At 71.0% G+C, this 12,309-nt stretch carries 9 protein-coding genes and 1 pseudogene; 3 read left to right on the plus strand and 7 right to left on the minus strand.

Annotated elements, in window-relative coordinates:
* Nucleotides 1–428, minus strand: a 428-nt coding sequence (locus PHK61_RS31025) for a hypothetical protein (protein ID WP_274284901.1), incomplete at its 3' end; no start/stop codon positions are given.
* Between the two features lie 99 nt (nucleotides 429–527).
* On the opposite strand from PHK61_RS31025, the gene PHK61_RS31030 reads away from it, so the two are divergent.
* Nucleotides 528–1,286, plus strand: a complete 759-nt coding sequence (locus PHK61_RS31030; protein WP_274284902.1) for a glycosyltransferase — start codon at nucleotides 528–530, stop codon at nucleotides 1,284–1,286.
* A gap of 64 nt (nucleotides 1,287–1,350) precedes the next feature.
* Complete coding sequence (locus PHK61_RS31035; protein ID WP_274284903.1) at nucleotides 1,351–2,643, plus strand: lipopolysaccharide biosynthesis protein; 1,293 nt, start codon at nucleotides 1,351–1,353, stop codon at nucleotides 2,641–2,643.
* 279 nt (nucleotides 2,644–2,922) lie between these two features.
* Here the strand turns inward: PHK61_RS31035 and PHK61_RS31970 are convergent.
* The 6 genes and pseudogenes from PHK61_RS31970 to PHK61_RS31065 form a co-directional block, all read right to left on the minus strand.
* Nucleotides 2,923–4,254, minus strand: a pseudogene (locus PHK61_RS31970) (tyrosine-protein kinase domain-containing protein); the annotation flags it as partial.
* Nucleotides 4,251–5,612 (minus strand): hypothetical protein, encoded by a 1,362-nt coding sequence (locus PHK61_RS31045; protein ID WP_274284904.1) that lies wholly within the window; start codon nucleotides 5,610–5,612, stop codon nucleotides 4,251–4,253. The gene PHK61_RS31045 and the pseudogene PHK61_RS31970, both read right to left, overlap by 4 nt.
* Before the next feature lie 88 nt (nucleotides 5,613–5,700).
* Nucleotides 5,701–6,750: a glycosyltransferase family 4 protein gene (locus PHK61_RS31050; RefSeq protein ID WP_274284905.1), complete on the minus strand. Its 1,050-nt coding sequence runs from the start codon at nucleotides 6,748–6,750 to the stop codon at nucleotides 5,701–5,703.
* A gap of 8 nt (nucleotides 6,751–6,758) precedes the next feature.
* Nucleotides 6,759–8,129 (minus strand): right-handed parallel beta-helix repeat-containing protein, encoded by a 1,371-nt coding sequence (locus tag PHK61_RS31055; protein ID WP_337994021.1) that lies wholly within the window; start codon nucleotides 8,127–8,129, stop codon nucleotides 6,759–6,761.
* Nucleotides 8,101–9,672: a GMC oxidoreductase gene (locus PHK61_RS31060; RefSeq protein ID WP_274284907.1), complete on the minus strand. Its 1,572-nt coding sequence runs from the start codon at nucleotides 9,670–9,672 to the stop codon at nucleotides 8,101–8,103. Before PHK61_RS31060 ends, PHK61_RS31055 begins: the two co-directional genes overlap by 29 nt.
* Nucleotides 9,669–10,595 (minus strand): hypothetical protein, encoded by a 927-nt coding sequence (locus tag PHK61_RS31065; protein ID WP_274284908.1) that lies wholly within the window; start codon nucleotides 10,593–10,595, stop codon nucleotides 9,669–9,671. Before PHK61_RS31065 ends, PHK61_RS31060 begins: the two co-directional genes overlap by 4 nt.
* A 274-nt stretch (nucleotides 10,596–10,869) precedes the next feature.
* On the opposite strand from PHK61_RS31065, the gene PHK61_RS31070 reads away from it, so the two are divergent.
* Nucleotides 10,870–11,778 (plus strand): glycosyltransferase family 2 protein, encoded by a 909-nt coding sequence (locus tag PHK61_RS31070; RefSeq protein WP_274284909.1) that lies wholly within the window; start codon nucleotides 10,870–10,872, stop codon nucleotides 11,776–11,778.
* Nucleotides 11,779–12,309: the final 531 nt, after the last annotated feature.

Genomic DNA, 12,309 nt, shown 5'->3' on the forward strand with positions numbered 1-12,309 from the left:
CGAAGGTCCTGCTGCGCACCATCAGCGAGGTCCTCTTCGCCCGCGGACGCTGACCGAGCTGCGGACACCGCGTGGTCCTCGGGGGCGGTGACGCCGGCGTCGACGGAGATTCGGACCGGCTTATGCTGCGCGGAGCGCGCAGGTTCGAGCGCGATCGCGGGGGACGAAGCGTGGTAGACCATTCCCGAGCGACAGCAGTCGTCGAGCTGGACCCTCTCGGGCATCGACTGCTCTACGTCCGGCTGCTCCTCGAAGCCCTCCCCGAGGAGCACCGTCTCCTGCTGACCTCCCGGCGCGTGGTGGGATCGCCGGAGTTCGCCGCGCACCTCGGTGACGTGTCCTTCCCGATCGTTCAGCTCGGCGCGGTGGACCACGGGACCGCGATCGCCGAGGCGGTCGCAGTGGCCGGCGCGCTCGGTGTCGGGCACATCGTCGTCCCGGACGGTGACAAGGCCGTGCTCGCCCTCGTCAGGGCACTGTGGGGGACGTCCTCGCGATCGCCGCGTCCGCGCGTCACCGTTCTGCTCATGCGGACAGCGCTGCCCGGCGGTCCCGAACGTCCCACGCTCGGCATGCTGGTCAAGCCGGCCGCCGTCGCGGTGCTGCGCCGATTGCGGGGCGTGCGCGTCCGCTTCCTGACCGATGCGTTCGGGGTGGTCGGGCGCCGTCCCGGTTTCCCCGGTGTGGCACCGGTGCGCGACCCGATCACGGCCACCGAGGAGACCGCGGTGAGGACGCGAGGGTCGGGGCGGAGCAGGGTCGGCGTCTTCGGAGTCATCAGCGCGCGCAAGAACGTGCCCGAGCTCGTTCGTGCCGCCTCCGAGATCCCTGCTCTGGACGTCGTCCTGGTGGGTCGGTGCGAACCGGATGTCCGGGCATGGCTCCGGACCGACCCGGACGCCGAGCGCCTGCGGACGCTCGGACGTCTCGAGGTCGACGACCGATTCGTGGACCAGTCCGACTTCGACGCAGCTCTCCGCTCCGTCGACGTCGTGGCCGTGCTGCACGACAACGATGCCCCGAGCGGGATCGTCGCCGAGGCGGGCGCCCGAGGAATCCCGGTGCTCGGGCCGCATCGCGGATGGGTCTCCACCGTCCTGCAGACGACCGGGGCCGGACTCGGCGTTCGCGCCGAGGACCACGCCGCCGTGGCCGAGGCCCTGAGGAAGCTGCTCGACGGTCGCGAGCAGTACGGGGCCGCCGCAAGGGCCGCGGCCCGTGACCTCGGCGTCGACGACTTCGTCCGGGGCATGCTCGAACCCGACGACGCGGTCGATCGGCGATGACCGGGGGCTCCTGGATGACGAACTCTGCGACCCGGACCCCGGACGGGCCGAGGACCTCTGCCCCGTGAACGCACGAGCCGTCGATCCCGCGAGCCACGGGCGCACGCGGCGTGCCCTCGGGCTGCTCCTCGGTCGTCTGTTCGGGGTGGCCGGCGCGTTGGCGGCCGGACAGCTGATCGTCGGGCTGATCTACCTCGTCGGGGCGCGAGCGATCACGCCCGCGACGCTCGGGCTCATCGCGACCTGTGTGGCCGTGGCAACCATCGGGTCGACGGTGTTCGACGCCGGCCTCACCGCACTCCTCATCCGCGAGGTCGCCGCCGGGGCACTGGAACGACAGCGGGCCGCAGCGATCGTGGGCGCCAAGCGTCGATGGACCCCGGTGCTCGCCCTCGCGACGTTCCCGGCCTGCCTGGCGATCGCTCCCACCGTGGCCACGGGTCTCCTCCTGGGCTGCCTCGGGGTGGTGATGTGGGAGGCGCAGACCGGGAACGGACTGCTCCGCGCGCGCGAACGCTTCACCCTCGCGGCGACGGCCCAGGTGAGCGGGCGCGCTGTCGGGCTGGCCGTCGTCGCGCTGATGGTCGCCGTGGAGCACCCCGATCTCGCTCTTCCGCTGGCGCTCGTCGCCGCCTTCCTCCTCGAAGCGGTCCTCGCCCGTGTGTTCCTCGGTGCGCGCTCAGCGCGACCCACGAGCCAGCGGGAGGCCGCGCCGTACTACCGGGCCGCGATCTCCTACGGTCTTGCGTCGCTCGCCGCCTCGGCGCAACAGCTCGACACACCCCTGGTCGCGCTCGGAGCCGGTGCGGCCGGTGCCGGTCTCTACGCCGCTGCCGGGCGCCTGCTCGGGCCACTGGGCTTCCTGGCGACCTCGCTCGGACTCGTGGCCGCGCCGTGGTTGGCGCGAGCGCGCCGAGACGAGCTGTCCCTGCGTCACGAGGAACGTCGTGTGTTCCGTATCGCGTGGCTCCTCGCCGCCGCGCCTCTGGGAGCAGCGCTGGTGGGTCCGCCTCTGCTCCCGGTGCTCCTCGGTCCGGAGTACGCGGCGTCCGGCGTGGTCCTGTCCGTTCTGGCGCTCGGGTCCGTCGTCTCGACGCTCAACCAACCGATGTCCATCATCCTCCAGAACCGGGGACGTCAGGGCATCACGGCCATCGCCATCTCGATCGGGCTAGGGATCGGCCTCGTCGCCACGCTCGTTCTCGCGACGGTCGGCGGGGCGGTCGGTGCCGCCATCGGCTTCGGGCTCAGCCAGGTCTACATCCTGATCCACCTTGCGCTCGCTGTGCGATCCGTTCGGCTCGGGAAGGCGACGAGTCCTCCGAGGCGCGAGGTCGATCATCCCGACGAAGCGTGACGAGGCCGATTCGCGGTGGACCGAGCCGATGGCGGGGCCGGTCGCATCGGCCGCCGCACCCCCGGCGGTCCCGATCACGGGATCGGGAGCTGCGTGCGCCGGGCCGGACACCTGGGCCCCGGGCGGCCGCGGCCCGTGGGTTCGCGGTCTCGGTGACGGCGTAGGCCGCGCTGCGGGTGGCCCCGCCGTTGGTCCTCCCGGGAGCTGGAGCTGCCGGTGGCTCTCGTCCATCCCCGAGACCTCGTGCTGCCCCTCGTACATCTTCCGTGACGTCGAGGGGGTGACCCGCACGCCGGAGAGCACCGCGCCGACGATCGGGATCCCTCCCGAGCGCAGCAGCTTGGCGGCCTGGTCGAGCTCCTGGCGGGATGTGGAGCCGGCACGGCAGACCATGATGGCACCGTCGGTGTGAGCGCCGAGATTCGCCGCGTCAGTGACCGGCACCAGGGGCGGCGAGTCGATGATGACGATCTCGTACCGCTGCCGGAGCTCCTCCAGGATGCTCCCGGTCTTGCGTGAGGCGAGCAGCTCGCTCGGACGCGGCGGGCGAGGACCGGCGGCGAGCACGTCGATCCCGCCTGGCTTCCACGACTGGATGGCGAGGTCGAGCGAGGCCGCGCCGGTCATCACCGTGGTGAGCCCGACGGAGTGCTCGAGGCCGAGGAGGCTCGTCGCGGACGGTCGTCGGAGGTCTCCTTCGAGGAAGAGGACCCGCTTCTCGGTAGCGGCGAGCGCGGTCGCGAGATTGAGGGCGAGGGTGGTCTTGCCCTCGCCCGCCAGTGCGCTGGTCACGAGGACGACGCGAAAGGTGTCGTCGACGTTCCCGAACTCGAAGTTGGTGCGGATCCGGCGGTAGGCCTCGGCCCGTAGCCACGTGCGACGGTCGAGCGGTGACGACTCCTCGAGAGAGGCGACCGGGGACAGGGATGTCTCCGGGTCGGCAGGGATGTCCCCGAGCACCGCGACGTCGAGGGCCTCTTCGAGCTCGTCAGCGGATGTGATCGACACGTCGAGGGTTCGACGGACGATGGCGATCCCCATCCCGATGATCAGGCCGACCACGGCCCCGACGGGGAGGTTGAAGGTGAGCCGCGGGCTCACGGGAGCGGTCGGGGTCGTCGGAGGCAGCACCACATCGGTGAGCACACGCGGTGGCTGAGGGCCTTCTCCACGCGGTGTCTCGAGCTGGGTGACGAGGCCCAGGAACGAAGCGGTGACAGCGTTCGCCACGCGGTTCGCCTCTTCGGGCGACGACCCGGTGACGGTCATCGACAAGATCACCGTCTCCTCGGTGGCTTCCGACGTCACGGACGCCTGCACCTCGCCAGGCGACGGATTGCCCCCGAGCGCCGCCGAGGCGTCGGCCGCGACGCGACCGCCCGTCAGCAGTTCGCTGTACGAGGCGAGACGCCCTTGCGACAGCTGCGCGCCCTGATACGCAGAGGCGCTGTCGGTCTCCGTCGGGGTGGAGACGTAGAACGTCGCATTCGACGCGTAGACCGACGGCATGAGCGCCGTGACGCCGGTCGCGAGTGCGATGCCGACCACCAGCGCCGTGCAGATGATCCACCAGCTCTCCCGCAGCAGGGTGACGTAATCGCGGACGCTCATGGGCTCCTCGCGGGACTCGGGTTGCCGCCCCCGTCGTCGACCAACAGCGCGACGACGACGAGGCAGAAGGCCCAGGAAGAGCCCGCGGCTGGTTGGGCGAGCAGGAGGGTCAGGATGACCACGAAGGCGATCGAGCCGCTCTGGCCCGCCCCGCCTCGGAGGGTGACCGGGACCAGCAGGGCGGCGACCACGAGCAGGACGAACGGCAGGCCGCTGACAGCGATGTCGGAGATGAGGTTGATACCGGCCTGGGAGACCGACGACCGACCGCCCCAGGGGTTCGTCGACAGAGCCTGCCATCCGACCTCGGTGGCGCGGGACCGCTCGTCGAGGGACATCTCGTTCTGGTCGCGCTTGGCAGCAAGCCCGAGAACGGGCGCAGCGACCGCGAGCCACGCCGCGCCCGCGAGCACGACCACTCCTGACAATTGGCGTACATAGGCGCCCAGTCGAATACCGTGACCCCGAGGCCGGAGGAAGGCGTCATAGGCCCACACGACGACGAAAATCCCGAACCCGGCGGTCGAGATACATCCCAGCAGTCCGATCACGAGCAACGCGGTCATCCACCAACGCCGGATACCGAGCTGAGCCGCCATGAAGTAGGCGGCGGCGCAATACATGGCCATCCACCCGGACTCGCGCCCGATCCCCGTGAAGCGAGGCAAAGCCGTCCCGAACACGGTCTGTTCCGAATAGCTCACGGTGAGTGGAAAGAAGAGTGGCTGGGGTTCGAGGTCGCCGACCGGAAAGACGCCGATCTGTGCGGTCCCCACACCGAAGACGGCCCAGATCAAGGCCGTGACCGTGTATGAGGCGCACATGATCACGATCAGGGCGACGAAGCCGCCGGAGATCCACCGCGCCGCTCGCGGGTCACGACACACCATCGCCACCCCGACCGTCGATCCCACCGTCAAGACGATGTCCTGGAACGATGTGCGCAGGCCGGACCCGGCCCCGGTCGCGGCCTCGCGGAACAGGATCCACAGGTAAGCGAGCCCGAGGAACGTCGTGAGGACCCAGGCCCGGCGCCCGGGAGCGAGGTCCGGGGCCGTCCGGCCTCCTCCACGCCGCAGCAGAGCCAAGAGCACTGCTGCCGCGACGATGCCGATGCCGACGAGAGCGAGTTGCTCGCCGAAGAGGTTGGGTCGCAGGAACGGAGCCGCCAGCAGGATCAGGGCAGCCGGTACCTGATACGGCACCCGCTCGTCCGACGGCGACCCATCGCGGCGCAGAACCGCAACAGAGTCGACAGTCCCCCCCACCGACATTCTGATTGCCACTCCGTCGAACTCATCCACGCCGAGTGGCGCGCTCGGAACCCGCACGATAGCGGAACGGGCCTGGTATTCCATCCCCTGTGCTCGGAACATCGCCGGCACTCGCGAGCGGCCGACCCGGGCCGCCGGCGATCGTGCTGTCCGGTGGCATGTCGACAACCGCTCAGGACCGGTGCGCACGATGAACGCGGCGCTCGGGGCATCCGCGAGCCGGATGTCGGGCCACCACGTCCTCGAGGACCCTCCGATGACCGTCGGCACTGGCCGCGAGCGAGAACCGTGCACGGAGCACGGGGGCTGCCTCGAGGGCGATCCGGGAGACGCGGGCGTGGTCCGCCGCAACCCTCCTGATCACGTCCGCGAGGTCGTGCGGGTCACCGGCCCGGAAGACCGCCGCCGGTACGTCGGGCACGGTGGCCGCGACCCGGTCACTCATGATGACCGGAACCCCGGCGACGGCGGCCTCGAGAGGCGCCAGCGGATGTGCCTCGACGTCGGCGGCGTGGACCAGGAGGTCGGTGCGCGAGAGCAGGTCCGGGACATCGCCGACGTCGCCCAACGCTCGTGCGTTCGGGCAGGCGGCGATCCACGCGGCGGCCTGTCGATGGGTCTCGTCGTCGCGAGCGGACCCGGCGATCAACAGCTCGGCACCGTCGAGGTCCGCCCCGGCCCATCCCGCGGTGAGCACGTCGATGCGCTTCTGCGGCTCGAGGCGGCAGAGCGATGCCGCGATCGCCAGGCGGGGCGACGGCTCGCTCCGGGTCACGAGGTCCTCCCGGACACCGTTCGGGATCAGCGTGACCGGGGTCGACCCGCCGAAGCGCGCCCGGTACTCGGCGACCTGATCGGCGCTGACCGCGACCACGTGGCCGGTCCAGCGGGCGAGCAGGCGTTCCGCCGCGCTCAGGCTCGGGACGTCGAAGTTGGCTCCCGCGCCGTGCAGAACGGTGACCGTGGGCCAGCGGCCCCGAGCGGCGAGACGAGCGTAGATGTTGGGCAGAGCGGAGTGCGCGTGCACGACATCGGGGGCGATCCGCTCGAGCGCGCGGGACAGCCGGCGTAGTCGTGCCGCCCGCCCGGTCGGAGCGCCGGGTGGGTCGAGGTAGATCGTCTCCACCTCGTCGCCCGCGGCGCTCCACCGTCTCGCGAGACCGGCGACCAACGTCTCCGCTCCGCCGATGGTGGGCTGCAGGAGTACCTCGGTGATCCTCACGATGCCCTTCAGAAGGCCTCGCCGTCGGCGGTGTTGCCGCCGACCGCGATCCCGGTGCTGTCGGTGGTGGCGATCGCGGTGCTCGGCTCACCGGCGGTGACGCGCGGGCCGCTCAACCGGTTGTCGCGGATGGCTCCCCCCGTCACACCTTCGAAGGTCACCGCGCTGACCTTCTCGGCGAGCACGAAATCGTTGTCGGTCACCTCGACGCCCGACGGCGGTGCGACCGGCCGACCACCAGGAGTGGGCTCGGACCCTCCGGCCAGGGCGTACACCACCGAGATCGCATTGGTGTTGGCGCTCGCGTCGAAGGCGTTCCCCGTGACCGTGATGCGCCGAGCACCTCCGATGAGCTGCACGTGCGAGTAACCCGCGAGGCCAGCAGCCATGATCCGGTTGCCGGTGATGATGACGTTCTCGCTGTAGTCCTCCACGTGGATCGCCTCGAGCGAGAGCTGCGCCATGGTGTTGTGCCGGATCGTGACGTCGGTGCACGTCGCGAGCCCGACGGCGAACCCCTGCGGTCCGTGGTCGCGGAACTCGCAGTCCTCGACCAGCACGCGGCGTGTGGCGCCCTTCGGGCTGTTGAACTCGAGGTCGGTGTCCGCGTTCCCGGCGAAGCGGCAGCGCGAGACCTCCACGTCCTCGGTGACGGCGGTGGAGTCGTTGGTCTGGAACAGCGCGTAGGTCATGGTCGTGGCGACGGAGTCGGTCCAGCGCAGGCCGCTCGTCGTGCCGCCGTTCTCCACACCGAGCTGCACGCCATGGCAGTAGGAACCGGTGAACCTGTCCTGGTTCCCGACGAAGGACATCCGCGAGAGCGTGAGCTGAGTGATCGCGGGCACCGCGAGGAACACGCACGGGAAGTCAGCGGCCCGCTCCAGGACCAGGCCGTCGAAGGTGACGCGTGAGGCGAGGGGGCGGGAGAACGAGGCGAACTCCCCGGTCGACGGGGGCTGGAAGCGCAGGATCGATCGTCCCGGCTCCCCGGCGACGGTCACCCCCTCGGCCGGCTCGAACGGGCCACCGAGGCCGTAGGCGTAGGTGCCGGCAGGGAAGAACAGGGTCCCGCGCGCGGCGTTCGCCTCGACCAGCGCCCGTCGCACCGCACCGCTGTCATCGGTCACGCCGTCGCCCGCGGCTCCGAAGTCACGGACGTTCGCCACCATGCCGTTCAGCAACGGAGGTCCGGACGGGGACTGCGGGGGTCGAGCCGTGCCAGGCGCACGGCCACCCTCGCCACCCAGGGCGCCCACCAGTCGTACGGCGGCCACCCCGGCCAGTGACGCGCCGCCGGCGACGAGCAGGGTGCGTCGGGAGACAGACAAGGCGTCGACGGTCCTTCCGGGGTCAGTGGCCCGCGAGCTCTTCGGCGACATGCTCGGACAGCCGTAGTGCCAGGGCAAGGATCGTGAGTGTCGGGTTGGAGGCCCCGTAGGTGGGGAAGACCGAGCTGCCCGCCACGTACAGGTTGTCCAGCGAGTGCACCCGGGACCGGGCGTCCACCACGCCCTGCCGCGCGTCCGCGTGCATGCGCGTCGTCCCCATGTGGTGGTGATTGCCTTCCCACAGGGCAGTGGTGTCCGGATCGTCGATGACGCTCACGACACGCCCGTGACCACCGGCGTGGAGGACCTCCCCGAGGATCCGCAACGACGTCGCGATCGACGCCCGGTCCGAGTCCTGGATCCGCCAGCTGACACGCGGGACGGGCATCCCGAGGTCGTCCCGCGCGGTGCCGAGGGTGACCCGGGACTCCGGATTCGGGGCCTGCTCACCCTGGGCCCGCACGGTGAGGACCTCCGGCACGGATCGCAGGCGGCTGGTGAAGAAGTCCCCGAGGTCGCCCGCTCCCCGGACGAGGCTCCGCAGATGCGCGGAGGTCTTCTCGTCGAGCGGCCGGCGGGTCGCGAGCTTGCGGAGAGCGGCGAGCGCCCGCACCGAACCGGTCGTCACCGACGCCGGTCGCGGGACGATGAAGAAGGCGCAGTTGCCCAGCTCACGGTCGCGCTGGATCTTGTCGTTGACGCGGAGGGCGCCGAAGACGAGCGATCGCCGCACCCGGTGCTGGGTGTAGAAGGTCGTCGTGTCCAGGAGGTCCGGACGTTCGGCGACCACGTGGCCTGCGTGCGCGGACAGGCGCTCCGAGAAGAATCGCCCGACGAGGTCGTGCTCGTTGCCGAGGCCTCGGCCCCCGTCGGCGGACAGGAGCAGGCGGGCGTTCTCGATCCCTCCCGTCGCCAGGACGACGAGACGCGCGCGCACCGTCAACCGCGACCCGTCGGGGCGGACCGCGGCGACGGAGTCGACACGCCGACCGGTCGGGTCGACCCGCAGATCGACGACGCGGGTCCGGAGCAGGAGCCGCACGGTGGACGACGCCGTCAGGCGGCGACGTGCCTCGGCGAACTCGACGGGCCCGTAGCGGAAGACGGTGCTGTCGATCTCGGAGCCCTCGAGGGGCAGCAGGGGGTCGGCCGCCCCGCCCGACCACGATCGAGGGTCGTAGTCGTAGGGCCCGATGCCGAACGTCTCGTGTGCGCGGGCGTAGTACGGCTCGAGGTGCTCCCGATCGAATGGCCACCCGGAGTGGGGACGGCCGGGTCGGGCCTCGAAGTCGATCGGGTCGAGCGGTCGGGAGGCCCAGCCCTCGTCGGCCAGCTCCGGGTGACGCAGGGTGCCTCCGAAGGCTCGCTGTCGCGAGCGGTGGAGCAGATGGATCGGGTATCCGTCGCTCTCCCCGCGGCTCTGCCGCTGGACCTGGCGGTCGACCTCCTCGCCACCGCTGTCGAGCAGGGTCACCGAGACGTCGGTTCCGTCGAACTGCTGGGCGATGGTGAGACCGGCCGGTCCGGCCCCGACCACGCAGAGGTCGGAGGTGACCACCTCCTCGCCCGTGGTCGATCGCTGTGGGTCGGTCACGGTGCCTCCGAGTGCTCACGGGCGGGCTGGGGCAGGAACCGGGACGTCCGGTGGACGATGTCCCGCGCTGCTCGGCTCACACCGGCCGGGAGCAGCGTCATGATCTGACGGCTGAGGGGGAAGCGGGCGCGGAAGATCGCGGCCTCGACGGCGGCAGACGGCTCCGGTGTCGACGGATGACGCAGCGGCAGCAGCTCGGCCGCCGGCCGGTCGGCGTCGACCCGCCCCTGTGCCGACGCCCAGGCGGTGCGGGTGTGCGTGGCGTCCGCTCCGAAACCGGTGTTCGTCACGATGCTCCGCGTGGCGATCAACGACCGTCCGTCGCGACGGAGCATCGCGAAGGCCCAGGCGAAGTCCCAGGCGTCGAGGCGACCCGTGCGCACGAGGTCGAAGCGGCGGCGGGTCAGTCGGTACTCGGTGGCGGGCAGGCGCCGGCTGAGCTCGGCGCGCACGTCCGCCGAGTCCCACGCCGCCATCTCCGGGTCGTGGTGCTGCCACGCGCGGCGCCACGTGGCCCATCCCCACGTCGGGGCGGTCCGGCTCACGACGTAGCTCGAGGAGACGCCGTCGAGGGCTCCCGCCGCGTTGTGCCCCGAGATCATCATGACCTCGTCCGCGTCGCGGTAGCGGGTCAGGAGCTCCGCGCAGAACGGGAAGAACTCCGGCTCCGGAACACAGTCGTCCTCGAGGACGATGCCCAGTTCGACCTCGTCGAAGAACCAGGAGATCGCCGTCTCCGGGCCGACCTTGCAGCCGAGGTTGTGGCCCTGGAACCGTGTCCGGAGCTCGGTCGGCCAGTCGATCCCGTCGAGCGCTGCGCGAGCCTCGGCGCATCGCTCGGCGTCCCCGGGGACGTCGGGCCGAGGACCGTCCGCGGCGACGAAGAGCCGCTGCGGAGCGAGCTCGCGAAGACGCTCGATCATCGCCCGGACCTTGTCCGCACGATTGAAGATGATCAATAGGATCGGGATCTCCGAGGGCGCGGGGCCGATCTCGGAGCCCGCCGGTCGCGCATCGTTCCGAACGGTGTCCGTCGTCGGCCGTGGCCGCTGCTCCATCGGTGTGTGCCCTTCCCCCTGGCCGGCACGGTCCGGATGCGTTGACCCTGCCACCGATCACACAGAGAATAACAGTGTGTCGTCACAGCCGTCTGCCGTGCCCCGTACGGGGGTTGATCCGAACGCAGAACGTGGTCGCGTGGGCGTGCGGGTGTCGGTCTGCATCCCGCTCTACCAGAAGGTCGACCACATCGGGCGGACGATCGACTCCGTCCTGGCGCAGACGCTGACCGACTTCGAGCTGGTGGTGCTCGACAACGCCAGCACCGACGGCTCCGGGGAGGTCGTGGCCGCCTACACGGACCCGCGTATCCGTCTCGTGCGCAACGAGACGACCGTGCCGATGACCGAGAACTTCAACCTCGCGGTCGGGCTCGCTCGGGCTCCCCTGGTGAAGCTGCTCAACGCCGACGACCTCATCGAGCCCGACGCCCTCGAGCGGCAGGTCGCGGTGATGGAGGCCGATCCCGGGGTCACCGTGGTGTCGTGCCGGCACCACGTCGTCGACGACGACGACCGGATCGTGGCGAGGGACCGCGCCCTGCGCACCGCGGACCTGGTCGGGCGCCAGGACCGGGCGGCAGTCGTCCGTCGGGTCGTGCGCCACGGCGGCAACCCCGTGGGCGTCCCCGGCAACATGCTCTTCCGGCGCCAGGCCTTCGACGCGGTCGGCGGCTTCCCCGAGGGCGAGCCGTTCGCGATCGACGTCGCGCTCGCCGTCCTCCTGACCGACCAGGGGGCGTTCCACGGGATCCCCGAGACCCTGGCCCGCTTCCGGCTGGCGGCGGGCTCGTCGAGCAGCGCGGCGCGCGGACGCAACCTCCGCGCGCAGCGTGACTTCGTCCGGGGTCTGCGTGGACGGCACGCCGACGTCCTGCGGCGTCGGGACGTCATCCAGGGACGCGTGCGCTATCCGCTGACCTGGCTGCGCCACCACGTGATCATGTCGGCGTCGACCGACCCCGGCTCGGCCACGCATCGCCTCTCGGCGCTGTTGCTGCGCGGTTCCGGTCGGCGCGCGGACCGGCCGGTGATGACGTCGGCATGAGTTCTAGCGGCGACCTTCCGGGCTGCGCCGCGCAAGTGTCACGGAAGGTGCCGGACGGGCAATAGCGAGTTCCGATGTGGTCCATCTGTCGGAAACGTCGTGCGCAGATGGCGGCGATTTCCCGCCTCGAGTGGGCGGTCCTCGTGATCCCTCCCTGCTGCCGCTCCGCGATTCGCCCCAGTCCGATCTCGTCGTCGGTCGACGAGGGAGGTGCACAGGGTCGATCTGACCGTGCGCGCCCACGCGACCACGTTTCGAGGTCGAATTCGTCGTCATCGGTCCCGGAAACCTCTTCACCCGTCTGCGGGATCGTCGTAGATTTGACCATCACCTGATCGGGTGGTCATCGGGCATGATCCAATCGCTGGGGGGCGACATTGGATTCAGCGGTAGGCGACGCGACGGTCCTGCGACCGGGGGCGGAGGAGCGGAGGCCCGCGTTCGCCCCTGATCCGTCCCAGTCCCGCGTCTTCGAACCGGCGGCGACTCCGGGGGCGGCGCGGTCGTTGGTGGGGTTCCGGTCGGCGGGGA

Source organism: Actinomycetospora lutea, from assembly GCF_028737205.1.
Lineage (GTDB): Bacteria > Actinomycetota > Actinomycetes > Mycobacteriales > Pseudonocardiaceae > Actinomycetospora > Actinomycetospora lutea.

Coding starts and splice junctions, on each gene's coding strand:
- PHK61_RS31045 (WP_274284904.1), bottom strand. CDS start 5,612: ATGGAATACCAGGCCCGTTCCGCTATCGTGCGGGTTCCGAGCGCGCCA.
- PHK61_RS31055 (WP_337994021.1), bottom strand. CDS start 8,129: ATGTCGCCGAAGAGCTCGCGGGCCACTGACCCCGGAAGGACCGTCGAC.
- PHK61_RS31030 (WP_274284902.1), top strand. CDS start 528: ATGCGGACAGCGCTGCCCGGCGGTCCCGAACGTCCCACGCTCGGCATG.
- PHK61_RS31065 (WP_274284908.1), bottom strand. CDS start 10,595: ATGATCGAGCGTCTTCGCGAGCTCGCTCCGCAGCGGCTCTTCGTCGCC.